The following is a 24947-nucleotide window of genomic DNA, read 5'->3' as shown; positions in this document are numbered from 1 at the left end:
AACGAAAAGACCGCCATATTAGCTCATTTTTAACTATTGTATTCTGAAAATCATCTGTAATTTTAGTATCTTGTATAATCGACATTCTACCTCAAAAATTAAAGAATGCAATTATTAACTGAATGAATCTGATATGGACAAAAAAAGTATTTTTTTACGTAAAAATGGTATCACATTTTTATTCTGTATATTTCTAATTATTGGATACTCCAATAGTCTACAAGCATTTAGCTTTTTTCAAGACACCGATATCCAGAATGGTGTAAATTATGATGAGTATAAAGGGATTGTAGTGGATAAAGACTCTAATGAACCATTAGTATCTGCAACAATTTTATTGAATGGAACTAACATCTCGACGATTACCAATCGAGAAGGTGAATTTTTGTTAAAAGTGCCAAAAACTGCTACTGATGATAAAATCACAGTATCTTTTCTTGGGTATAGAGATCAAGTAGTTTCACTTTCTTCATTGAAAGGAGATAAAACAAAAATTAAATTAAGTGCAACGATAACAGAACTATCTGAAGTAAATATCGATCCTACGGATCCAGAAGCACTTATTAAAGCTGTTATGAAAAGACGTGGTGCAAACTACCAAAATGACAACACTATCATGACCGCTTTTTATCGTGAAACTATCAAAAGAAGAAGAACCTATGTATCACTTTCTGAAGCCGTAGTTGATGTATATAAAAAGCCTTATGTATCTGGTAAAACCGATATTATTAAACTATACAAAGCCAGAAAAAGTGCGGATTACAAAAAGCTAGACACACTTACTCTAAAACTTCAAGGAGGACCATCAAGCACATTGTTTATCGATGTTATGAAAAACCCAGATCTTCTTTTTACAGAAGATATCTTAAAAATCTATGAGTTTAGCTTTGATAAATCCACTAAAATTAATGATCGATATATTTACGTTCTTAATTTTAAGCAACGTCCTAATATAGATGATCTGTATTATTATGGAAAATTATATATAGATTCTGAAACATTGGCATTAACAAAAGCCGTTTTTAGCTTAAATCTAGAAGACAGAGATAAGGCCAGTAGATTATTTGTTAGAAAAAAACCAACGAGAGCCAAAGTGTATCCTACTGTAGCTACTTATAATATGAATTATAGAGAAGCTAATGGTAAATGGTTCTATGGGTATGGAAAAATTGATCTTGTTTTTAAAGTTAATTGGAAAAAGAAATTATTTAATTCTACATACAAGCTAAATATCGAAATGGCCATTACCGATTGGAAAAAGAACCCGAATAACGAAAATGTAAGACCAAAAGATCGTTTAAAATCTTCTGTGGTTATCAGTGATGAGGCTTCAGGGTTTTCTGATCCAGAATTTTGGGGAGAATATAACGTAATTGAACCTGACAAACCAATAGAATCTGCGATTCGCAAAATAAAGAAACAATTGCGAAAATTGAATTGATCATATTTCAATACGTTTTTCGAAAAAACAGGTGCTATAAAAAGCACCTGTTTTTTTTATTGTTCGTAATAACTACCTACCTCTAATTTATTACTTTTACATTTCAGAAAACAAGGGGTTGTCACATCTTTTCTTATAAAAAGTCTTTATAGATTATATATTAATAATTATCACATGAATCGCATTTTGTGTATTGTAATTTTAGTCATCACATCTACTACGCTATTTGCTCAGAAAAACCTAACGCTAGAAAAGGCTCTACAAGATTTTAAAATCTTCGAAAACATACTAAAAAAAGGACATCCGTCACTTTATGAATATATTAGTGAAAGTGATCTGGATTCTGTTTTAGGTGTTACCAAAGAATCAATAACAGAAGAGATTTCTGATATCGAAGTATTCAAGAAGATGCAAGAGGTTACTGACCAGATAAGGGATGGGCATTTGTTACTTTTTGCACCTAATACACTTAATACTACACAGTATTATTTTCCGCTAATTCTGAAGATCATACAAGCAGAATTTTATATAGATACGGATGATTTTGGGATACCTATAGGTTCGAAAATTATCAAAATACAAGATAAACCTACAACACAAATTCTGGAAGCCCTAAAAAAATATACTCCTACCGATGGTTATAATCTAACCAGAAAATATCGAGATATCGAACTAAAGTTTGGCCTATTTTACACATACGAATATGGTCTACAAAAAGAGTACACAATTGATTATATAGAACCAAATGGTACTGAGAAAACAATCACGCTGGAGGCAGAATCTTTTGTGAATGTAAAACACCGAAATATTAACCGAAACTCTTATTTTTCAAAATATCATCAGGAAGAAGATAAAGTTGCTTTTTTCTCAAAACATATTAATACTAAAGAACCTTTTGTATACTATAAAAAAGATCTGAAAACAGCGGTTTTGGTTGTTAACTCTTTTGGAGTAGACATTAGCGCATTTAAATCTCGTTTGATTAAACTCTTTAAGCAAATTAATAAAAAGAAAATGAAGCATCTCATTATTGATCTACGAAACAATGATGGTGGTTTCAGACCAAATTCTGTTAATCTTTTTTCTTTTGTCACCAACAAATTATATAAGCAAAGAACCGGTGCTTTTGTTTCTTCACTAGAAGTTCCAGAACGGAAATATGTTACCCGAACATATGGCGAGAAAGAGTTTTTAAAAGATAAATTCTATAATCATCCAAAATATGATGGATGGAAACTGGATTTTGATGATCTGGAAACCATGATGATTCCTAATAGAGATAGATTTCATGGTAAAGTTTATGTATTAGCTGATGGAACAACTTTTTCTGCAGGTTCTGCCTTAGTATTATTAGCTAAAAACGATCCAGATATTCTTTTGGTAGGAGAAGAAACTGGTGGTGGTTATTATTTTCATACAGGTCAATTTCCAGTCTATTATGAGTTACCTGGTAGTAAGATTATTATGGTAATGTCTATGGAAAAAATAACACATTACGTAAAAGACAAGACCGTTCCCAAAGGCTCTGGTGTTATTCCGGATCGCACAGTACTGCTTTCTGTAGAAGATCTGATGCAAGGAAAAGATAGTCAGCTGGATTATATTCTAAAATTGATCAAAGGATAGAAACTATCCCAGAGCATCTAACATTTGCTCATAATCATATTGTAGATCTTCGTGCAGAGTAGTTATGATTTTTTTAGTACTAGCTATTTGACGTTCATAAATCCCTAGCAATACGTTGTTATTTCTAATAGAAGGACGCATATTTTTTAATTCTGAACAGAAATGAAGTAATATTTCTACCTCTGTTTCTTTTTTGCCAGAATACCGGATATACTTTTTACTGATACGTAGAATTTTACGAACACTTTTTTTTATGTAGTAATAACTACTGGTATTAATAAGATCGAACTCTTTGGTGATTTCTTGTCGTACTTCTGCTATATAATGGTCTTCATCAGATGCTTCGTAAAGCAAGTATGTAAGTAATTCTTTATTTTCTTTTTTGAATTTAGATAATCGCAGACACAATGCTACTAATTCCTGTTGTGAACAATTGTTTAGTTCTAATTTTAATTCTCTTACTGTAGCTGCTTTCATTGCAATGTAACAAGTTTATGTGTATTGCGAACTTAGGAATAAAAATTAAGATGACGTTTTTTATTTATTATAAGCATTAAGCATCACTCTTTAAACCGAAAACTAAAATTATTGTTGCTTTGAGATTATTATCTGAGGAAAAGAGTAATAGTTATTATCTCAAATGGGAATAGTTTTTGATCAAAATAAAGCCACTAACTTTACATTATGAAAAAATACTATCCTACATTGTTATTAGCTTTCGTGATTATAACATTCTCTTGTTCTAAAAGCAATAAAGAACCTTATCAAATTCCTGAAAATTCTATTGAGCTTATTGCAGGTATATCAGGTAAAACCTGGAAAATAGCAAAACGACATAATGATGGTACACGAATGAATATGGCAGGTTGTTTCTTATCATATAGAACCATTTATAAACCCGACATGACTATGAAGGATAATAATAGTGAACAGCACGATTGTGGCCCATCGCTTATCGCTGATTGGGAGATCACACAAAGTAAAAAAGGGCACTACTTTATCAAATTAAAAAGTGATCAACTTCCTGAAATGATGAACATAGAAAAAGATTATAAAAATTTTCAGATTACATATCTTAGTAAAGACAGTCTACAATTACGTTACAGACATGCTCAATTCTCTGGTCAGGTTCGCACGATTGTTGACCTATATGTACAAGAAGATGTACCAGTGAAGAACAGGGATTTTCATAATAAATAATATCAATTAAAATACTTAGCAGAAATGATCTCAAAACTATGTTAGAGTGCATATAACAACACTTCGACAAGCTCAATGTGACAATGCATTATGACAATCCTGTATGATGGAACGATGTACTATCGGTCTACAGAAAGTATAAAAAAATCTAATCTCTATACTTATTTAGTCTCCTAAACCACTTCTAATATCATTTTCTCAAAGCTATCTTTGGAAGACTCACACAATGCACATTGATAAGTTTCTGGCAAGTCTTTAAACTCTGTTCCTGCTGGAATATCCGACACAAGATCTCCTATAGATGGATCATATATTGTTTGACAATCTTTACATTGATATACTTCGATCTCTGTTTTCTCATTTTTAACACGAATTCCTCCAAAACTTTCTTCGTCACCTTCTCCCAAATTCTGGAAATAAGCTTTTGTTAATTCTAACAATATAGCCGGTAAATCCATTTGATCTATATCCTGCGCATATACAATATATTTTCGCGTATTAGGATCAAAATTTTTAGCATACAAGACATTATAAGTTGGTCTGATAACAAAATCTTTTATCGCTTCAGGTGTTTTATTTTCTTCTATAACAACAGACGTAAAATATCTTTTTTGATTACGCCTAATGCTTATGGTAAAAGTCATACCATACGTACTAATATCATTTTGATCAAAATTCATGACCAAGAACTTTTTTAGATCCAGAGCTTTTTGACTAGCTACCGGCAAATGCCAATTTAACTCTAATGCAGAATGACGAACATTAATTCCAAACTGACCTAACAGCTTTTCTAATGGTAATTTACATTCCTTTGGAATTCCTTTTATGATAAAAGATTTCCAAGGAGTTAAACATATTTTACCTATTCTATATTCAATACAAAACTCACAAATTGCCTTAAGGAATTTTAGATCATATTGATTATTTCTCCAATACAATCCTAACCAATATTGATTGATTCCCATTTTATTCATTCCTTCATAATACGGAAATGGTTTAAAACTAACACTTAATGATTTCTCTATAACTCGATTATTCGTATCAATACTTTCGTTGAGGAATTGAAAAAGCTCCTCAACATTATTCACTTTTTGATATATCTTTTCGATTTCCTGAGCCACTTTTGCAATATCCCAGGTAAATATTAAAACTGGATAAAACACTTCTTCCCATCCTGGTAATTTCAAGAATAGATACCAATAATCTTCATTTGCAGATGCAATAAAATTAAGATCTCCTGAGAATAAAGAAACCATTTGTTGTTGGGGATCTGAGATGTTAATTTTTAGTGTTGGCTTATATCGAAACTGCTCCAAAATATATAAATAGGTCGTACCACGTAACCAAACTGTAGAATTAAAAATATCTATAGAAACGTAGGAACAACTTATATTCTGCTCAGTTTCTGGAGCAAAAAAATCAGTATTAAATGATTCATGTTCAGAGACTATATTTCCTTTAGTATCTTTTGATGGGAATATGATATCCTGTCTGGATCCAAAATGAAAAGTATCTAATCCCAGATCCTCTGCATACATAATGATTCGCTGCAATTCACTAGGAGATAAAATTCCACCTTTGATATTTACTCTATGCATAAATTCTTCCATACCTAAGCTAATTGCATTACATTATTCAACACTTCTTTTACTTCTGGTTTACAACTTCCACAACCCAATCCTGCTCCTGTTTTAATGCAAAGTTCTGAGAAATCTTCACAACCAGATTTTATAGCTTCTTCTAGATTACCTTCGCCTACCTGACTACAAGAACAAATCAATTTACCAAGTACAGGTTCATCAGGTTGTGATGATCTAAGCAATTCTTCTCTTTTTTCTGATAATTCTATTTTCTCTTCGATCAGTCTTTTAAAGTCTGCAAACTCACTCTTATCACCCATCAAAATTGCTCCTACCAGCCAATCGTTTTTAATAATACATCGCTTATAAAATCGCTTACCTACATCCATAAAAATAACTTCTTCATAGGTAGGATCATCTTTTGGCATATCAATATTACCAATACTACAAAGATCCAAATCTTCAAATTTCAGAATATTCATAAATACAGACCCTTTATAAATTGCGCTAAAATCTCCTAAAAGGTATTTTGCTACTACATCAGCCTGTTGCTCTGCTGCAGCTGTAATTCCGAATAAATTTCCTTCGAATTCGGCGATTTCTCCTACTGCAAAAATATCTGGATCACTAGATTGTAAATATTGATTTACTACAATTCCGCGACGACAGGTGACACCTACAGCCTTCGCTAAATCAATATTAGGAATAGTACCAATAGAATAAACTACAGCATTGCAAGTAAATGATTTTCCTGATTTCAGGTTTACTAATAAGGATCCAGAATCCTGATTAAATACTGTATCAACCTCATTATCAAAATGAATTTGTATCCCTTTTTCACGCACATCTTCTGCCAACAAACGACTAGCTACAATATCCAGCTGGCGTTCCATCAATCGATTTCCTCGTTGTATGATAGTAATTTTCACTTCTTTTTTACGTAGTGCTGCCGCCAGTTCTAAACCTAATAATCCACCTCCTACAATGGTTACATGTTGTTTGTTTTCGGGCAAACCGGTATCATCAAGATATGTCTTTAGTTTATCTGCATCACCGCGATCTCTCATAGTAAATCTTCCTGGCAAATGGATAGGTACTTCTTTTGGGACAAAAGCCCGACTACCTGTAGCCATTAAGACCACATCATACTGATGCTTTTCTCCTTTGCTATCTACAAGATACTTTTCCTCTCTGTTGATCTCAGCAATTGGATTGCTTGTAGATAAAGTAACATTAAGAGATTCCATACTACCTTCTCGCATTTTTTGTAATTGCTCCCAGGTAAGTTCTTCGCTTACATATTCTGGTAGTAAAACACGATTATAAAAAGGATATGGCTCTTTGGAAAATACGGTGATCTCATCTTCCATATTATGCTCTCTATACGTTTGTATAAAGCGATATGCTGCAGTACCAGCACCAATAATACAAATCTTCTGCTTTTCTTTTATAAATTTTGAAACTTGCACCGCAGAGAACTTAAAATCAGGTTCTTTAGAAATAGGATCAACAATACTAGTTGTTAGATTATTAGCTCTTCCATAATCATTTCCCAGTACTTTACCCCAATGCATAGGTAAGAACACCACTCCCTTGCCAATAGTATCACTAACCTTTACCTTAACCTGTACTTTTCCTCGTTTACTCTCTACAACAGCAATATCACCATCTTTCATCTTTCTGAGAAAAGCGTCTACTTGGTTCATTTCCAGAAAAGGATGTGGGATGTGTGTTAATAATCTATTTACTTTTCCTGTTTTAGTTCTGGTATGCCATTGATCACGTACTCTACCAGTTGTTAAAATCAATGGATGTTTCTCTGTTAATAATTCTGAAGTTGGTTTGGTAAATCTTGGTACTATAAACTTTGCATTACCTGTATCTGTATAAAAACGCTTATCCTCAAACAAACGTGCAGTTCCTGAATGATTACTTTCTGGCACTGGCCACTGAAAACTACCTTCATTTTTTAGTCGATCGTAATTTAAACCAGTAATATCAATATTTGTGCTTTTAGTCAAACGACAATGCTCTTTATACACCTCTTCTACAGATGTATAATCAAACCCACGGTATCCCATTCGTTGTGCAAACCTCCAAAGGATTTCTGAATCTGGTAATGCTTCTCCAGGAGGATCAACCACCTTATTCAAATAAGTAATCCGTCGCTCACTATTAGTCATTGTTCCTTCTTTTTCTGCCCAACCAGCAGCTGGCAAAACTAAATCCGCATACTCTAATGTTTCTGAACGATGTGAGATATCCTGGACAACAACAAACTTAGCATTTTGTAAAGCTTTTTCGACCTTATTAGCATTAGGAAGACTTACTAAAGGATTTGTACATATAACCCATACTGCTTTTAGTTTTCCACTTTCCAGAGCATCAAACATCTCTGTAGCTGTTAATCCTGGTTTCTCAGAAATCTCTTTTCCTCCCCAAAAATTCGCAACTTCTGTTCTATGTTCTTTATTACTTAAATCTTTATGTGCAGCCAATAGGTTCGCCATTCCTCCTACCTCTCTACCTCCCATTGCGTTAGGTTGTCCTGTTAATGAAAAAGGACCAGATCCTGGTTTTCCGATATGCCCAGTAAGTAAGGATAAATTTAAAAGTGCATTATTTTTATTGACTCCTATAGAACTCTGATTTAGTCCCATCGCCCAAAGTGTTATAAAACCTTTAGCATTGCTTATATAAGAAGCAGCTTTTTTTATATCAGCAAGAGTAATTCCACATATTTTTGCTGCCTCTGTTAATGAGGTAGATTGCAAAGACTCTTTTAACGATTCGTAATTATCTGTATGGTTTGCTATAAAATTTTTATCAATTTTTCTTCGATCAATTAATCGTTTAGCAATAGCATTATACAATACTACATCTGTACCTGGTATAATTTGTAAATGTAAATCCGCAATATCACAGGATTGCGTTTTTCTTGGATCAACTACAATAATTTTGGTATCTGGATTTTGTTCTTTATGTGCTTCAATTCTTCTGAATAAAATCGGGTGACACCAAGCAGGATTGGCTCCAGCAATCATAAAACAATCCGCTAACTCTATATCATCATACGCAATCGGAACACTATCTTCACCTAACGCCTGTTTATACCCGACAACGGCGGAACTCATGCATAATCTAGAATTCGTATCTATATTATTAGTCCCAATAAATCCTTTGGTCAGTTTGTTTACCAAGTAATACTCTTCTGTAAGACATTGTCCTGAAACATAAAACCCAACGCTATCAGGTCCATATTTATCAATAATAGTATTAAAAACCGCTGTTGCACGATCAAAAGCCTGATCCCAAGATACTCGCTGACGCTCATGTCCTTTACTCCATCGCATCTCTGGATACAAAATCCTATCACTTTTATCCTGAACAACGTGATGTAAATTCATTCCTTTAGAACATAACATCCCTTTGTTTACAGGATGATCAGGATCTCCCTCTACGGTAATTACTCCCTTAGGATCTTTTTTAGCTATTATTCCACAACCAACACCACAATACGAACAAGTAGTCTTATAAGATTTAAATGCCATAAAAGAGTTTTGTTACAATTAAACACAATCACAAAATTAAGTATTATTACTTAAAAACAAATCAAATTATAAGAGAAGACTTCAAATAGCATTGTGAATTATGAAATCCATAAAAGAACATATCAAAAAAACATTTTTCGGAAAAAAGAGACGTATTGATTCCCTTATATTTAAAATTAAAACCGACTAAAAGCACTGTACTATATATAAAAAACAGGTTCTCCTTATTATATACCAAAGCTTAATATTATATATTCTAAAAAGTATTTTAGATAGCAGTAATTATCATTTTTGCAAAAAAAGAACAGAATAAAACGATTATCATAAAACGTACTTATTAAGTTCAAATACGTATTTTTAGAAGTTATGCAATATCATAAATTCTAAATTACACTATTATTAATAAAAAAGTTAAATAATTAAATTATAATAACAATACATGTTTTTTAAAGAAAAAAATAACGTATAAATTCATTTTTATTGAATATTCAATATTTGTGTTTTGTCAAATATTAAAATATATTTGAAACATAATTAAGTATAAATACTTAATTTTTCATTATCTCACTTTAAAAAACGTAATTATGGAAAAACGCACAATTGAATTGGTACAAACGTCCTTTAGTAAAGTAGCACCTATTGCAGAGACAGCTGCAGGAATTTTTTATAATAAGCTTTTCGAATTGGATCCTGAATTAAAAAAGATATTTCCAGCCGACGATGCCGAAGCTATGAAAGGACAAGGAAACAAATTAATGACTATGCTTTCTTCTGCAGTAGCAGGACTAAGTAATATAGATAGACTCATACCTATATTACAAGATTTAGGAAAAAGGCATGTGGATTACAAAGTAGAATCTTCTCATTATGACACAGTGGGCGCTGCATTACTAAGCACCTTGGAAACTGGACTTGGAGAAGATTTTACACCAGAAGTAGAAACCGCTTGGGCTGACACCTATAGTATTATGGCATCAGTTATGAAAACTGCCGCGTATGGAGAGGTAGCATAAAATATTAGTAAAGTAATTAACCTAAAACATAACAATATGAATCATTTAAAAGCAAAGGGGATATTTTTCTTACTAGTAACAGGATATTCTGTTATTCTTCAATCTTGTGGCGGCATACCAGAAGAAACCGCATCAAATGAATCATCAGACAAAGTACTAGCGGTAGCAGACGTACTTACCTTGGTTGCAGAAGAAAACGATATCACAAGAACATTATATACTAAAGGAATTGTAGGAGCTGGAAAAAAACAAGGATTAAAATTCGATGAAGACTGGCAAGATGACGAAGTAGAAGCTGGCCCGCTTCCTGCGTTATTCTTAAGAGGGATTTCTTCTGATATCAGAAAAAGCGATGTGCCACTAGGACTATACCTAGGCTCTGATTTCCCTATTAATGCTTCCAATAAATTTCAAGGAAAGCAAGCAGAGCTATTTACCAAAATAAAGATTGATCAAAAACCTCAGCATTTCTATGAAGAAGATCAGAAATTATACACCTCCATGTTTGCAGATCTCGCTGTAGCAGCTCCTTGTGTTAATTGCCACAACGATCATAAAAGCACTACAAAAACTGATTGGAAACTAGGTGATGTTATGGGAGCAACTACCTGGCAATATCCTTCTGATTCCTTGTCGTATAAAGAAGCTATAGGAGTTATAAATGCGTACAGAAATGGTACAAAAGCAATCTACAATGCCTATCTCGAAGAAATAGCAGCTTTTAAAAATGATAGTACAAAACCGCAAATTGGCAATAAATGGCCTTCTAAAGGTTTCTATCTGCCAACAGCAGAAGTATTTATTGATAGTGTAAGAAAATTAGCTTCATATCATAGTCTTGAAAAATTATTGCTTGCTGACAACAACAAGAAAACCAATAAAATAAAAGACTTAGCTTCTAATTAAAAATGAATATTTCGGATAGAGTGAAAAAATCATATAGCTTTTTGTTTATCGGATTTAGTCTATTTGTATTCTATATCCTACAATATCTTTTAGATCTAAAGTGGCGATGGCTATACGATCTTCAACTCAATGAAGAATATAAACGATGGTCCGGAGTATTTGTTGGAGCATTCATATTGTTTCAATGGATACTTACCCTGACCAGAGTGTCCAAAAAATTAAGAAAACACACCATCCGTTTTACAAGCTTACACAAGTGGATTGGAGTTGTTTCGCCAATATTTTTCTACATACATGCATTGGAGTTTGGATATGGATACTTAGCGCTCTTATCCTATATATTTTTCATTAACATGATTTTAGGCACAGTCAATCTTGACATTATCAAAAGTCAAAAAGAATGGATCTTCAAATCATGGATGATCATCCATGTACTGCTCTCTGTAGTAATTACATTTTTAGTAGTTTTTCATATTGGCGTTGTGTTTTATTACAAATAAAAAAACAAAATATTATGCTGTTAACTGTCAAAGAGATAATTCACGAAACTGAAGATGCTGTTAGTGTTATTCTTAATAAAGGTGGATTATTTAAGAAAATCAAATACAAACCAGGGCAATTTCTTACTGTAAAAATCCCAATTAAAAATAAAATTGAAAAAAGAGCTTATTCTTTTAGTAGTAGTCCATTCACTGACAAATTTCTAAGAATAACAGTCAAGAAAGTACAAAAAGGGCTAGTATCTAATTATATCTGTGAAAAATTAACAGCGGGACAAAAAATAGAAATTGAAAAACCTTCAGGTAGTTTTTATATAGAACCTAATAAAAAAGCAAAACACAACTATGTTTTTTTTGCAGGAGGAAGCGGTATAACACCTATATTCTCTATTATTAAAACAGTTTTAGAAAAAGAACCTCTATCCAAAATCGTATTAATTTATGCTAATAAAAATGAGGAATCCATCATATTTAAAAAGGCATTAGAAGATCTTGAAGAAAAATACCAAGAACGCTTAAGCACTCAACATGTGCTAGAAAAAAACAACTCTAACAAACTAAACTACCATCAAGATTTACTAAATGAGGAGCTAATTACCGAAATCATGGAAACACATATGTTAAAATATGCTGATGGGAAATACATGATGTGCGGTCCACAAGGTTTTATGGATAAAGCAAAAGAAATATTAGCCAATAATGGTATTGCCAGAAATCAAATTAAACTAGAAGCCTTTAGTGCCAATTTTATAACATCCAGTGATGCTAAAGACTTAATAAGCAATGTAGTTATCTACCAGGAAAAAAAGAAGCACCAGATAAGCGTTCCGGGAGACAAAACAATTCTACAAGGAGCAATGTCCGAAAACATAATGCTACCATACTCTTGTAGATCAGGCATGTGCAGCAGTTGTAAAGCAAAATGTGTAAAAGGAAAAGTAAAGATGATAGATGGTCATTTTTTAACAGAAGAAGAAGTTGCTAATGGAGATATCTTAACCTGCATAAGCTTTCCAGCTTCTAGTAACGTTAGTATTAGCTTCTTAAACGATTAAAACTATATGTTTAGCAAAAATCCATTACGAAAAAGACAACGGATTGGCTCTATAATTGGAATCACTATCGGCATCATTATATATATCGTTTTACCTCTAAAAAAAACAGAAAACTTTTTGAGTCTAGGACCTCTTAATACAGGGCATGAAGGATTGTCTTGTAATGCATGTCATACTGATGCAAAAGGAAATTTAATACAACAACTACAATCTAATATAGCTTATACATTTGGAATGCGTAAAACCAAAGCCGATTTTGGGACTGAAAATGTAGATAACAAAAAATGTCTGGAATGTCACGATAGACCCAATGACCGCCACCCTACTCATCGTTTTCTAGAACCTAGATTTAAAGAAGCAATTGCTAGTATAAACGCTACAGAATGCGAAACTTGCCATAGAGAACACAATGATACCAGAATAGTTCTTAAAGATGCTGCATTCTGTGTGAATTGTCACTATGATTTAGAAGTGAAAAATGATCCTATTGATACACCTCATGAAGAATTGATTGCCAACAAACAATGGAACACCTGTCTACAATGTCACGATTTTCATGGAAATCACATTTATAAAGTAGCAGAAAAAATGAAAGATACCGTTCCGTTAGAAAAAATTCAAGAATACCTAAAAGGAGGTCCAGATCCTTTTTCTAACAAAAAGAAACACCAACCATTAAGTGAAGAAGAATGGTTAAAAATGAAAAAGAAATACTCCGTTAAATAACACTCTAAGACATTTGAACCCAAAATAAACCTATCATGAACTCTACTACAATAATAAAGCTAACACTCTTGCTAACATTATTCATCAATTTCACATCCTGCAATGGAGAACCAAAACAAATATGTGATATCCCGCAGAATGTAACTTACAATGATCAGATAGCATCACTAATAGAAGTTCATTGCTTTAAATGTCACGCTCAAGATGTTTACAAAGAAAAGGCTTCTAGAAATAAAATTTTTGACTACTCAAGCTTAAAAAAATCTGGGGAAAGCGGACAATTAATAGGTTCTATCACCCACGCTCAGGGGTTCATTCCTATGCCTTATCGAAAAGGAGTTAAAATCGATAGTTGTGCGATAGAAATGATCAAAAAATGGGTTAAACTAGGAATGCAAGAATAATATTCTTGATATAGAAAACGAAGAGGTTAAAACCAGGAAGATATCAAAAAAAGAAACACTATTGAAACACGTATTGAACATACTTTTTTCTAATCGCACAAGCGGAATACTATTAATTGTATTTGCAATCGCAATGGCTGCTGCAACTTTTATAGAGAATGATTATGGAACCGAAACCGCCAAAGCACTAGTCTACAATGCTAAATGGTTTGAAATATTGATACTCCTTCTTACTTTTAACTTTATAGGTAATATCACTAAATATAATCTTTTTAGTTGGCAAAAAGCTCCTGTTTTTTTATTTCACTTAGCATTCATTATCATAATTCTAGGTTCTGGAATCACCAGATATAGAGGTTATGAAGCATTAATGACCATAAAAGAAGATACTGCCAGTAACAGGATGATCTCTATAGATAGCTACTTGCAATTAGAGATGGGTAATGGTTCAATTAATAAGAACTTTTCCAGCGACCCTATTTTTATGAGCGAACTTGGCTTCAATAATATTCATGAAGATTACGATTTTGAAAATAAGAATATTAAAGTAAATCTAAAGAAATATATTCCGAGAGCACATTATAACCTGAAAGATACTACCCAAGGAGCGACTTATATACACATTGTAATTGCAGACAGTGATGAGAGAAAAGATTTTTACATCAAAAAAGGAACACGAGAAACAATTTATGGAATCCCAATCGCTTTTGAAAGCCAACATAAATCCAAAAAAGACATTTTTATTACTAAAAAGAATGACACTTGGTCAGCATCATTTCCAAAAAGCACGAATTACTTTTCTATGATACTAAATAAGGCTAGTTTTTACCCTAAAGACAGTCTTGTTCCATTACAATTTAAAGCACTTAGTGAAATCAACAACACACCTATAGTTTTTAATCAAATATCAGAAAACAAATATTTAGAAATCATTTCAAAGGAAAAAGATCCGGAAATTAAAAACCCAGAAGCTGCTATTACAATATCCTTGGAGTCTGGTAAGGAAACAAAAGAAATCACATTATTTGGAGGTCCGGGATACATGAATCCTTATAGAACTTTATTTATAAACGGTATTCATATAAACCTTCGATATGGTTCCAAACCAATTAAACTACCTTTCTCTATTTTTCTAAAAGACTTTATACTAGAGCGATACCCTGGATCTAATAGTCCATCAGCTTTTTACAGTAATGTAGAAATTCAAGAAAAACACAGGATTTTTGACTATACTATTTTCATGAATAATGTTCTGAACCATAGTGGATATCGTTTTTTTCAATCTGCCTATCTTCCTGATGAAAGCGGCACTATTCTTTCCGTAAATCACGATTACTGGGGAACATTTACTACTTATTTTGGTTATGCACTATTAGCTCTGGGAATGTTACTGAGTCTATGTTGGAAAAGTTCTCATTTTGGATTAACACTAAAACTATTAAATTGAAAAAAAACATCCCATTTAAAGTTTTAAGCTTTCTAATCCTTTTTGTTAGCCAAATACAAGCACAACAATTACATCACTTAGAACCATACGAATTAATCAACAGACAACTCATTGACATTAACCACGCAGAAAAGTTTGCCACTGTTCAGGTTCAAGATTTCCAAGGAAGAATAAAACCAATTAGTACATTATCATTAGAATTGGTCAGGAAAATCCATGGCAAAAGCAGCTTCAGTTATTTTGATAAAGAAAACAAAAAACAACAACTTACTCCGACCCAAATATTCTTAGGAATGCAGTATAAGCCTGATTCATGGCAACTAATAGCATTTATTAAGATTGAAAAAAAAGCAATTAATGGACTAAAAGAATTAATTGACATCAATACTTTAGGTTACACAAGCGCTTCACAGTTTTTTGACTTTCAAGGCAACTACAAACTGGAGCCTCTCGTTAATAGAGCTTATGAAAAAGCCCCTGGAAAACGTTCCGTTTTTGATAAAAACATCATTAAAATCGACGAACGAGTTAATATTATATGGGGGATCTTTAATGGACAATTTCTTAAGATTTTTCCTAAAAAAGATGATCCATCCTTGAAATGGTATGCTCCGATGGAGAAAGAAGCAACATTCAATGAAGACGATCAACTTTTTTATTCAAAAATTACGCCTACCTACTTTACAAATCTTACCATTGGTATTAAAAATAGAGATTGGCAAAAAGCAGATGAAACTATTGATTTAATCAAAAGGTTTCAGGAAAATAACGGAACAACGATTATATTATCGGACACAAAAGTAAGTTTAGAGATATGGTTTAACAACAATCCAATATTTTTATGGTGTCTTATTGGATATTCTTTTCTGGGAATGTTATTAGTACTCCTTAGTTTTGTAATAACATTTAAACCCTACAATAATTTATTAAAAAAAATCATTGGCTACATACTTTTTTTAGTTTTTGTTTTATTCATTTTGCAAGGCTTTGGAATTATATTGCGCTGGTACATTTCGGGACATGCTCCTTGGAGCAATGGTTATGAAGCTAGTATATTCATTTCCTGGGTAGGAATGCTAGCTGGATTTATTTTTCACAAAAAAAGCTCGTTTGCTCCGGCCACTGCATCCATATTAGCTATCTGCTTAATTGGGATTGCACACGGAAGTTTAATGAATCCTGAGATTACTAATTTAGTTCCTGTGTTAAAATCATATTGGCTATTAATTCACGTGGCGATCATAACCGGTAGTTATGGTTTTTTAGCACTAGGATCTCTTCTTTCATTAATTTCTCTGTTACTAATGTGTATTAACACCTTTTCTGATCATATGGAAACAGAAAATACCATAAAAAAACTCACGAATATTAATCAAATTACTAGTACGATTGGTTTATACATGCTAACTATCGGCACCTTTTTGGGAGGTATTTGGGCAAATGAGTCATGGGGAAGATATTGGGGTTGGGATCCCAAAGAGACCTGGGCTCTGATAAGCATTATTATCTATTCCTTTGTACTTCATATAAGAATTATAATCCCTAAAAACTACATATACATGTACAATGTATGTAGCTTATTTGCTTTAGGAAGTCTTATTATGACTTTTTTTGGAGTAAACTATTACTTATCTGGATTACATTCTTATGCAAAGGGAGATCCTTTTCCTATTCCCTATTGGATATATATTATCATACCAATAGCTTGTATTATCTCGATAATACCTTTAATAAAAAAAAATAGTAAAAAAAAAGCCGGTTACAACTTCTCATAACCGGCAACACAAGAAACACTTAAAGCTACTAGTCTTTAAGGTTTCAAACACTAAATTATTTAGGATAAACCTTATATATTTTCACAAATACTAATGTATATAGTATGATATAAATAGTCAAAAAAGCGTTTTCTTTCCGGAGTACAAAATACATTCCTTAATAAGATCCTAAAATCATATCCAAAGAAACAAGCTCTGTATGCACAAATATTAGATTAAATATACCAATATTCCACAAACAGAGCTTAAAACTTATTCCTTTTTAGAAAAATTTATGAACTATAACGTTACAGCTTAGGCAGCTTTTTCAATTTTCCTCAATAAACCTATTTCTATATACTCTTCTATCTTATCGGCTTTTTTAATTTTTCCTGTATCAATAGGTATCCATCCATCAATTTTAATCATATCATTAGGATTACTACTAAAAAACATTTCATACTCATATGCATCGGAGTTATTATTTACCCCATATGATTCTGGACTATTTTTAACTTTATTAGTGATACGTTTTTTTACGATTTCTATTTTAGAAGCAAAATTCAGGTTACCAGTATCTCTGCTTACTTCTACTTCTAAGAACTCTGTAATAGCTTCAGTGATTAATTCATTTACTTTCATTATTCATTCTATTTTTGGGTTAATATTTCCATAATTATAAATTTGGCTAAGCATAATGATTTATTAACAAAAAATTAATAACTAATGTTTGTTAGCTTAAGGAACTGCCTATTCTTCTAAGCAATCCAATTTCTATATATTCGTCTATTTTATCTGCTTTTTCAATCCTACTAGTATCAATAGGAATCCATCCATCAATTTTGATCATATCATTAGGGTTACTACTAAAAAACATTTCATATTCATATCCTTCAAAACCACTCACCATGCCATAAGCATCCGGGCTATTTTTGACTTTATTAGTAATACGTTTTTTTACGATTTCTATTTTGGAAGAGAAATCAAGGTTTCCTGTATCCCTATGCACCTCAACATCTAAAAATTCCGTAATTGACACCATTATCAACTCTTCTATATTCATATTCTTTTTTCGATTTTTTCTTAAACAATAACCCCTTATTTTACAGGGTTGTAATAAAAATAAACATTAATTTAATCAATTTAACCCTATTAATTTAAGACAAATCTATACATAAAACATATAAAAAAGCAAATGACCCCTAAAAAATTAGGGGTAAAACATTAATTATTACATTTTAACAAAAAAACATTTAGTTAAATTATTTTTTCTGCAATTTGAATTAGTGAAATTTTGATATTTAGTAAGTGTAGTTAGTATAGTATATGCTTATTTGAGCGTTACCAGCATAAACAAGTAAATAAAAAAACACCTTATACTGCCATTTATCCCTAAATAACATTATAAGGTGTATCCTAAAAATTGAATGTTTTTCTTTGTAAAACTCTAGTGTTCTAGAAAATTTATCAAATGTTCTCTATATTTATAGTAGTCAGGATGCTCTAAAACATCTTTTCTTAAACGAGGGCGTTCAAAATCTATTTCCAATATATCTCCAACTTTAGCTCTTGGACCACTTGTCATCATAATCACTCGATCTGCCAGAAAAATAGATTCATCAACATCATGAGTAATCATAATAGCTGTAATTTTTTCCTGATTCCAAACTTCTATCAGCACATCTTGCAATTCTCCTCTTGTAAGGGAATCCAACATCCCGAATGGCTCATCTAACAACAAAACCTTTGGTTTTAATGCAAATGCGCGTGCTATTCCAACACGTTGTTGCATCCCTTGAGACAGTTCTTTTGCCTTCTTATGCATAGCATCTTCTAGACCTACTTTTGATAAGTAATATTTTACAATATCATCTCTATCTTTTTTTGTTCCGTGTCCAAACACCTGCTTAACACCCAACATCACATTATCATATGCTGTCATCCAAGGTAGTAAGCTAGGCGACTGAAATATAACTCCTCTATCAGGACCAGGACCTTTAATTGTTTGATTATCAGCTACAATTGTTCCTCTAGAAATAGGATTAAGTCCTGCAATCATAGTAAGTAATGTAGATTTACCACAACCAGAATGACCTATAATGGAAATAAACTCTTCATGTTTTACTTTTAAATCAAGATCATCTAAAACCACATAATCTCCTTTAGGAGTTGGATATATTTTAGTCAATTGAGAAATATCTAACATATACTTATCCTCAAACAATCCATTATCTGATCTTCTTACCTCTTTTAATTCTTTTAATGTTTCCATTTTACTCTATTTTAGCTAAAACTCATTCTTCTAAAAGGTGCAGTTTTAACTCTTGGTTTAATATCAGGCAACACATGATTGCTTTCTTTTTTAGAAGCTCTTTGTTCTCCTATCTGAATAAGATATTCCATAATACCATTACGGAGTTGTTTATAATCATCGTTATGATTAAGCGCTGTTTTATCTCTGGGACGCTCCAGATTAATTTTATATTCGGGTCCAAGCGTAGCCTTAGGTCCGGGTTTTAATGGAATGATCCGATCTGCCATTAAAATCCCTTCATCCACATCATTAGTGATCAATAAAGCGGTCTTCTTATCTTTGTTCCAAATATTCAGAATCTCCTCTTGTAAATTACCCCTAGTCAAAGCATCTAATGCACTTAATGGTTCATCCATCAAAATCACATCAGGACTCATAGATAAAGCCCTCGTAACAGATACGCGTTGTCGCATACCTCCAGAAAGTTCTTTTGGTAATTTACCTATAGCGGGCGAAAGATTTACCATTTCAACATACTCTTCAACACGTTTGCTTCTATCTTTTTTAGACATTTTCTTAAATGCTTCTTTCACTGCCATACCCACATTATTACGAACATTCAACCAAGGTAATAATGAGTAATTCTGAAAAATGACACCTCTCTCATGACTCGGCCCTGTTACCGGCTCTCCTTTAAACAGTACCTGACCCTCATCAGGCATCAATAAACCAGATATTAGATTTATCAAAGTTGTCTTTCCACTACCAGTAAAACCTACAATGGCAACAAACTCTCCTTCTTCAATTTCTAAATTAATATTAGACAAGACTTGCGTACGATCTTTTCCAGTTCCAAAAGATTTGGATACATTTCTTAATTCTATATATGCCATAATAACCTGTATTTTAAGCCGTTTCTTCAGTAAAAGTGACAAACTTTTGTATCGTTAACATAATGCGGTCCAATAAAAACCCTATAATACCAATTATGAACATTGCTACGATAATTTTAGAGTTAGAGTCATTTGCTCCATTCTGAAATTCCTCCCAAACAAAAGAACCTAATCCGGGACTTTGTGCTAATAACTCTATAGCAATTAACACCATCCAAGCTACCGACAAAGTGATTCTCAATCCTGTAAATATTAAAGGAAATGAAGATGGCAAAATGATCTTAAACACTTTTTGCGCAACACTTAATTGAAGTACTTTAGCCACATTTATATAATCTTTATCAACTGAAGAAACTCCCATACTCGTGTTTACTAATGTTGCCCACATGGAACATAAACCAACACTTATAAATGAAATAATAAAAGAGCTATCAGAGTCAGAACCACGAGTTAACGTTTTTACAATCATAAACACTAATAATAACCAAACAACAGGAGAAACCGGTTTGAATATCTGAATCAGCCAGTTTACTGATGACCTCAGTGTTTTACTTAATCCTAACATAATACCGATAGGAACCGCAATAAATAACGCTAGTAAGAATCCTGCAAATACTGTTTTTAGACTTGTAAATATCTGATCTACAAATGATGGTCTTCCTGTATATGTAATTGGCGCCAACCCTTGTGCCTCTCTTTTAGTATTTGTTACAGCTACTTTTTCAGCAAAAGCTGTCTTTTTATCAGATATTACTCTATGATCTGCCAAAAGTGACTGATATGCAGTCCAAACCTGTGCGGGCGATGGCAACGTATTAGGTTGACAGCTTATATCTCCTGATTCAATACAAGTCCGCATCTCTAAAGCTGCAGCTTCTCCTTGATCTGCTAGTGCCTTTTCTATTCGTGCATCTTTTTCTACATTATAAAGATATGTAGCACCGGAATGCCATAACACCAAAAACAATCCTACAGATAATAATGGCAGTAACACTTTTTTAAATAAAGCAATTAAATTTTTCTTTATTTCCTCACCAGTAGCCAACCTTATGGCCGGTTCAAAAAAACCTAATCCTACAAAATTGAGAATATGTATAGATCTATCTTTCATTTTATTTCTTTTAAAAACTTATTCGCTCCAGTCATTTTAAAATACATCATTTTCTACACTAGAGACATTAGATTACTTTTGTTCATTTTTCACTGGAAGGAGAAACAAAAAGAGAGGATTCTCTTTTTATTTCTCAATGCTTGAAACACCTTCCGTATTTTCTTTATTTCCAATACCAAAACTATTGATGTACCCTATTGGATCTTTAGCATCATACTTATTACCATCAATAAAATCAGTAGTTGCTGGCTTATATCCATCTGTTTCAGGCAACTCTGAAGCCTCAAGATGACCTTCATCAACCAAGAGTTTAGCTGCTTTTGTCCAGATATCAGGACGATAAATATCTTTAATCGTTTTATCATACCATGCTGCAGGCTTACTATCTGGAATCTGTCCCCATCGTCTCATTTGAGTCAGAAACCATATACCATCAGAGTAGAAAGGATATGTAGCATCATGTCTATAGAAAACATTGAAATCTGGCATTTCTCTTTTATCCCCTTTTTCGAACTCAAAAGTACCAGTCATAGAATTCGCTAATACTACCTCATCTGCTCCAACATATTCTGGCATTGATAATATTTTTACAGCTTCCGGACGGTTACCTGGCGTATCCAACCATTTACCTGCTCTAATCAACGCTTTCGTTACAGCGGTTGCCGTATTAGGATACTGCTCCACAAATTTCTTGGTCATCACAAATACTTTCTCTGGATTGTTTTTCCAGATATCATAGTTCGTAACTACAGGAACACCAATTCCTTTAAAAACAGCTTGCTGATTCCATGGTTCTCCAACACAGTATCCATATATAGTACCTGCCTCAAGTGTTGCTGGCATTTGTGGTGGTGGAGTTACAGAAAGTAACACATCTGCATCAATTTGCCCTTGAATATTATCTTTAGAATACATACCAGGATTAATCCCTGCTGCAGCTAACCAGTATCTTATTTCATAGTTATGTGTTGATACCGGAAACACCATTCCCATCTTAAAAGCCTTTCCATCATTCTTATATGATTCTATTACTGGCTTCAATGCTTCGGCAGAAATAGGATGAATTGGTTTTCCGTCTTCACTTTTCGGTACATTGGGTTTCATTTTAGACCAAACATCATTAGACACTGTGATACCATTTCCATTTAAATCCATAGAAAAAGGAGTAACTAATTCGGCTTGTCTACCAAAACCTGCTCCAGCAGCAATAGGCTGACCTGCTAACATATGAGAGCCATCTAACTGCCCATCAATAACACGATCTAACACATTCTTCCAGTTTGACTGTGCCTCTACAGAAACAAATAGTCCTTCGTCTTCAAAAAAACCTTTTTCTTTAGCTATTGCCAAAGGAGCCATATCTGTTAGTTTTATAAAACCAAAAGTTAATTGTGGCTTCTCTATTGCTAACTTGGATGCTTCTTCTTTTAAACTCGCATCGCTTGATGCTATTTCTTTTTTCTTTTCTCCTGCGCAGGACAGCAATGTAAAAACCGTGAGTACTGCTATAATTTTAAAATTAAGTTTTATCATAATTTACTTTTTTTATTATTCAGCTAATAGAACACTTCAAAAGTAAGTATAAATACTTAATTAAATATTTTAAAAATACGTATTTAACTAAGTATTTATGATTTATAAAAAATACTTAGCAAATTTTATTTTCTAGAAAAAAATAGGTGCTTATTTTTGAAAGAATGACAATAAGCACGAAAAATAAATTAACAAAAACCCTAAATATCAGTGCGCTAAAAAAATATTTTATCAAGAAAGCATCAAAAAACGACTAATATCATTCAATAACTTCCACTAATAAATAGCTAAAGTGTTTCTTACAATTATTCATTAACTACGTATTAAATGAGTTTTGACTCTGTATTTATTTAAATTTAATTAGCCTAACCAAAACAAAAAGACCTTTATATAGATTGTTTCCTCATCTATATAAAGGCCTTTTTTTTCCTATAGGGTAACCGCACAGAAACCTTAGCTTGACACAGCAACACCTTTTATCTCATGCGCTATAGCTTTTTCATCTTCCGTAGAAAATTTTATTGTTAAAGAAACAATTGCCGTTAGAACCACAAAACCTCCTATTAAAAAATATCCTTCAGACACAGCTTCTGAAGAAGCAATTGCCTGAGCTGCATCCATCGCTTCTTGCCCTAGATTTTGGTTTTTCGAAATAGCTAGTTTCTCAGCTACAGCAGATTTAGATTTTAATACCATCGCAGCAACAAAAGCCCCTACATTTCCTCCAGCTCCTACAATTCCAGAAATAGACCCTATTGCTTTTTTATTAATAAAGGGAACAACGGAAAACGTAGCTCCTTCTGCCATCTGAACGGTTAAACTAAAACCTACTAAAAAGACAATACCAAATGCCAATCCACTCATTCCAGAAAACAAAGAAAGCATAAGTCCTTCTACCGCAAGAATAACGGCTAAAAATAATACACGTCCGCGTAATCCTTTTAGTTTTCCAAATTTATCTCCAAAAAAACCTCCTAATGTTCTTGCAAAAATATTCATTAAAGCAAAGGAAAGAACTAAATTACCTGCTGTAGCCCTCTCTAATCCAAATGTATTCTGAAGATAATCATCCATAGTACCATAAACAGTTAACTCCATACCAAAACAAGCAGCATACACTACAAAAAGAATCCAAACTCTATAATCTTTAATCGCGGACAAAAAACTAATTTCATCTTTTTTTGATTGAGGCAAAGCTCCTTTCGCTTTTAATTCTTTATAATTTCCGTTTGGAGTATCCTGTGTAAAAAAGTAATACACAATCCCCATTAAAAAACAAACAATACCAGCAACCACCATGCAATATCGCCACGCTTCGGTCTCCGCCACACCAAAACTCACAACAGCAGCAGCTATAAGAGGCATACCTAATCTATTTGCTCCACCACCAAGATTACCCCATCCAGCAGAAGTTGCATTAGCCGTACCTACTATATTCGAAGCAAACATAATAGATGTATGAAATTGTGTTATTACAAATGACGCACCTATAAACCCAATAAAAAGTCTACATATAATAAACTGCATAGGAGTCTGAACCAAACCTAACAAGATTACAGGAATAGCTCCTAACATCAATAACCAAGTATAACACATACGAGGTCCATACTTATCACATAATTTACCTATCAAAAGCCTAGCGAAAACCGTTCCAGTAACTGCTACAATAATAGAATTCCATTTTTGATCCGGTGTTAAACCTAAATCTCTAATTACATCAGGCATAAAAGGAACAATACCAAACCAAGCAAAAAAGCATAAGAAAAAAGCTATTGAAGTTATCCAGAAAGTCCGAATTGGCAGACTCTTTAAGTTTAAAAGTTTTAGTGTTGTAGACCTTCCTAAGACATCCATATTTAAATTATTTTGATATTAAAATTTTTACTAATTATAAATTACGCATCAAAACTAAGTATAAACACTTACTAAAAATAAGTTTTAATCAAAAAAGTA

The 24947-nt window shown here is 32.7% G+C and carries 21 protein-coding genes; 11 read left to right on the top strand and 10 right to left on the bottom strand.

The window, feature by feature from the left end; genetic code table 11:
- Positions 1-133: 133 nt before the first annotated feature.
- Positions 134-1441, top strand: coding sequence for a carboxypeptidase-like regulatory domain-containing protein (locus tag Q0829_RS24155; RefSeq protein WP_298547818.1), 1308 nt, complete (start codon positions 134-136; stop codon positions 1439-1441).
- 174 nt (positions 1442-1615) lie between these two features.
- The gene (locus tag Q0829_RS24150) at positions 1616-3067 is read left to right on the top strand and encodes a S41 family peptidase (protein ID WP_298547816.1); all 1452 of its coding nucleotides are present in this window, start codon (positions 1616-1618) and stop codon (positions 3065-3067) included.
- Positions 3068-3070: 3 nt separating this feature from the next.
- Here the strand turns inward: Q0829_RS24150 and Q0829_RS24145 are convergent, their stop codons facing one another.
- Positions 3071-3544, bottom strand: coding sequence for a hypothetical protein (locus Q0829_RS24145; protein WP_298547813.1), 474 nt, complete (start codon positions 3542-3544; stop codon positions 3071-3073).
- Between the two features lie 207 nt (positions 3545-3751).
- On the opposite strand from Q0829_RS24145, the gene Q0829_RS24140 reads away from it, so the two are divergent.
- On the top strand, positions 3752-4267 hold the full coding sequence (locus Q0829_RS24140) for a lipocalin family protein (RefSeq protein ID WP_298547811.1): 516 nt from the start codon (positions 3752-3754) through the stop codon (positions 4265-4267).
- 173 nt (positions 4268-4440) lie between these two features.
- Here Q0829_RS24140 and Q0829_RS24135 read toward each other — a convergent pair whose 3' ends face one another.
- Both Q0829_RS24135 and Q0829_RS24130 read right to left on the bottom strand, forming a co-directional pair.
- On the bottom strand, positions 4441-5877 hold the full coding sequence (locus tag Q0829_RS24135; RefSeq protein ID WP_298547808.1) for a rubredoxin: 1437 nt from the start codon (positions 5875-5877) through the stop codon (positions 4441-4443).
- A 2-nt stretch (positions 5878-5879) separates the two neighbouring features.
- Positions 5880-9398, bottom strand: a complete 3519-nt coding sequence (locus Q0829_RS24130) for a nitrate reductase (protein WP_298547806.1) — start codon at positions 9396-9398, stop codon at positions 5880-5882.
- Positions 9399-9982: 584 nt separating this feature from the next.
- Here Q0829_RS24130 and Q0829_RS24125 point away from each other — a divergent pair.
- The 8 genes from Q0829_RS24125 to ccsA all read left to right on the top strand — a co-directional run bounded on the left by Q0829_RS24125 (position 9983) and on the right by ccsA (position 17224).
- Entirely contained in the window at positions 9983-10411 is a 429-nt protein-coding gene (locus Q0829_RS24125; RefSeq protein ID WP_298547804.1) for a globin family protein, read from the top strand.
- 36 nt (positions 10412-10447) lie between these two features.
- On the top strand, positions 10448-11317 hold the full coding sequence (locus tag Q0829_RS24120) for a DUF3365 domain-containing protein (protein ID WP_298547801.1): 870 nt from the start codon (positions 10448-10450) through the stop codon (positions 11315-11317).
- A 2-nt stretch (positions 11318-11319) separates the two neighbouring features.
- Positions 11320-11817 (top strand): hypothetical protein, encoded by a 498-nt coding sequence (locus Q0829_RS24115; protein ID WP_298547799.1) that lies wholly within the window; start codon positions 11320-11322, stop codon positions 11815-11817.
- A gap of 14 nt (positions 11818-11831) precedes the next feature.
- Positions 11832-12872 carry a ferredoxin--NADP reductase gene (locus Q0829_RS24110; protein ID WP_298547796.1) on the top strand — a complete coding sequence of 347 codons (1041 nt, stop codon included), beginning with the start codon at positions 11832-11834 and terminating at the stop codon, positions 12870-12872.
- Between the two features lie 6 nt (positions 12873-12878).
- The gene (locus tag Q0829_RS24105) at positions 12879-13598 is read left to right on the top strand and encodes a cytochrome c3 family protein (RefSeq protein ID WP_298547794.1); all 720 of its coding nucleotides are present in this window, start codon (positions 12879-12881) and stop codon (positions 13596-13598) included.
- Positions 13599-13633: 35 nt separating this feature from the next.
- A complete protein-coding gene (locus tag Q0829_RS24100) occupies positions 13634-14002 on the top strand; it encodes a hypothetical protein (RefSeq protein ID WP_298547791.1) in 369 nt (122 codons plus the stop codon).
- 61 nt (positions 14003-14063) lie between these two features.
- A complete protein-coding gene (locus Q0829_RS24095) occupies positions 14064-15449 on the top strand; it encodes a cytochrome c biogenesis protein ResB (RefSeq protein ID WP_298547789.1) in 1386 nt (461 codons plus the stop codon).
- Entirely contained in the window at positions 15446-17224 is a 1779-nt protein-coding gene (ccsA, locus tag Q0829_RS24090) for a cytochrome c biogenesis protein CcsA (protein WP_298547787.1), read from the top strand. The genes Q0829_RS24095 and ccsA overlap by 4 nt, the downstream gene beginning before the upstream one ends.
- A 294-nt stretch (positions 17225-17518) precedes the next feature.
- Here the strand turns inward: ccsA and Q0829_RS24085 are convergent, their stop codons facing one another.
- The 7 genes from Q0829_RS24085 to Q0829_RS24055 all read right to left on the bottom strand — a co-directional run bounded on the left by Q0829_RS24085 (position 17519) and on the right by Q0829_RS24055 (position 24848).
- Complete coding sequence (locus tag Q0829_RS24085) at positions 17519-17845, bottom strand: hypothetical protein (RefSeq protein ID WP_298547783.1); 327 nt, start codon at positions 17843-17845, stop codon at positions 17519-17521.
- 91 nt (positions 17846-17936) lie between these two features.
- Positions 17937-18266 (bottom strand): hypothetical protein, encoded by a 330-nt coding sequence (locus tag Q0829_RS24080; RefSeq protein ID WP_298547782.1) that lies wholly within the window; start codon positions 18264-18266, stop codon positions 17937-17939.
- Positions 18267-18650: 384 nt separating this feature from the next.
- Positions 18651-19475: an ABC transporter ATP-binding protein gene (locus Q0829_RS24075; RefSeq protein WP_298547779.1), complete on the bottom strand. Its 825-nt coding sequence runs from the start codon at positions 19473-19475 to the stop codon at positions 18651-18653.
- A gap of 11 nt (positions 19476-19486) precedes the next feature.
- Positions 19487-20350 carry an ABC transporter ATP-binding protein gene (locus tag Q0829_RS24070; protein ID WP_298547777.1) on the bottom strand — a complete coding sequence of 288 codons (864 nt, stop codon included), beginning with the start codon at positions 20348-20350 and terminating at the stop codon, positions 19487-19489.
- Positions 20351-20363: 13 nt separating this feature from the next.
- Entirely contained in the window at positions 20364-21461 is a 1098-nt protein-coding gene (locus Q0829_RS24065) for an ABC transporter permease subunit (RefSeq protein WP_298547774.1), read from the bottom strand.
- Between the two features lie 126 nt (positions 21462-21587).
- The gene (locus Q0829_RS24060) at positions 21588-22994 is read right to left on the bottom strand and encodes a CmpA/NrtA family ABC transporter substrate-binding protein (protein WP_298547772.1); all 1407 of its coding nucleotides are present in this window, start codon (positions 22992-22994) and stop codon (positions 21588-21590) included.
- A 453-nt stretch (positions 22995-23447) separates the two neighbouring features.
- A complete protein-coding gene (locus tag Q0829_RS24055; protein WP_298547770.1) occupies positions 23448-24848 on the bottom strand; it encodes an MFS transporter in 1401 nt (466 codons plus the stop codon).
- Between the last annotated feature and the right edge of the window lie 99 nt (positions 24849-24947).

Source organism: uncultured Aquimarina sp., from assembly GCF_947492405.1.
GTDB lineage: Bacteria > Bacteroidota > Bacteroidia > Flavobacteriales > Flavobacteriaceae > Aquimarina.
Note: the sequence above shows the minus strand (reverse complement) of the source record. Positions and strands in the feature narration are given on the sequence as shown.

Excerpts from the sequence above, each read along its gene's own strand:
- Q0829_RS24110 (WP_298547796.1), top strand. The coding sequence starts at position 11,832 with ATGCTGTTAACTGTCAAAGAGATAATTCACGAAACTGAAGATGCTGTT.
- Q0829_RS24155 (WP_298547818.1), top strand. The coding sequence starts at position 134 with ATGGACAAAAAAAGTATTTTTTTACGTAAAAATGGTATCACATTTTTA.
- Q0829_RS24145 (WP_298547813.1), bottom strand. The coding sequence starts at position 3,544 with ATGAAAGCAGCTACAGTAAGAGAATTAAAATTAGAACTAAACAATTGT.
- Q0829_RS24080 (WP_298547782.1), bottom strand. The coding sequence starts at position 18,266 with ATGAATATAGAAGAGTTGATAATGGTGTCAATTACGGAATTTTTAGAT.
- Q0829_RS24070 (WP_298547777.1), bottom strand. The coding sequence starts at position 20,350 with ATGGCATATATAGAATTAAGAAATGTATCCAAATCTTTTGGAACTGGA.
- Q0829_RS24115 (WP_298547799.1), top strand. The coding sequence starts at position 11,320 with ATGAATATTTCGGATAGAGTGAAAAAATCATATAGCTTTTTGTTTATC.
- Q0829_RS24120 (WP_298547801.1), top strand. The coding sequence starts at position 10,448 with ATGAATCATTTAAAAGCAAAGGGGATATTTTTCTTACTAGTAACAGGA.
- Q0829_RS24125 (WP_298547804.1), top strand. The coding sequence starts at position 9,983 with ATGGAAAAACGCACAATTGAATTGGTACAAACGTCCTTTAGTAAAGTA.
- Q0829_RS24135 (WP_298547808.1), bottom strand. The coding sequence starts at position 5,877 with ATGGAAGAATTTATGCATAGAGTAAATATCAAAGGTGGAATTTTATCT.
- Q0829_RS24130 (WP_298547806.1), bottom strand. The coding sequence starts at position 9,398 with ATGGCATTTAAATCTTATAAGACTACTTGTTCGTATTGTGGTGTTGGT.
- Q0829_RS24075 (WP_298547779.1), bottom strand. The coding sequence starts at position 19,475 with ATGGAAACATTAAAAGAATTAAAAGAGGTAAGAAGATCAGATAATGGA.
- Q0829_RS24055 (WP_298547770.1), bottom strand. The coding sequence starts at position 24,848 with ATGGATGTCTTAGGAAGGTCTACAACACTAAAACTTTTAAACTTAAAG.
- Q0829_RS24105 (WP_298547794.1), top strand. The coding sequence starts at position 12,879 with ATGTTTAGCAAAAATCCATTACGAAAAAGACAACGGATTGGCTCTATA.
- Q0829_RS24150 (WP_298547816.1), top strand. The coding sequence starts at position 1,616 with ATGAATCGCATTTTGTGTATTGTAATTTTAGTCATCACATCTACTACG.
- Q0829_RS24085 (WP_298547783.1), bottom strand. The coding sequence starts at position 17,845 with ATGAAAGTAAATGAATTAATCACTGAAGCTATTACAGAGTTCTTAGAA.
- Q0829_RS24060 (WP_298547772.1), bottom strand. The coding sequence starts at position 22,994 with ATGATAAAACTTAATTTTAAAATTATAGCAGTACTCACGGTTTTTACA.
- Q0829_RS24100 (WP_298547791.1), top strand. The coding sequence starts at position 13,634 with ATGAACTCTACTACAATAATAAAGCTAACACTCTTGCTAACATTATTC.
- Q0829_RS24140 (WP_298547811.1), top strand. The coding sequence starts at position 3,752 with ATGAAAAAATACTATCCTACATTGTTATTAGCTTTCGTGATTATAACA.
- Q0829_RS24065 (WP_298547774.1), bottom strand. The coding sequence starts at position 21,461 with ATGAAAGATAGATCTATACATATTCTCAATTTTGTAGGATTAGGTTTT.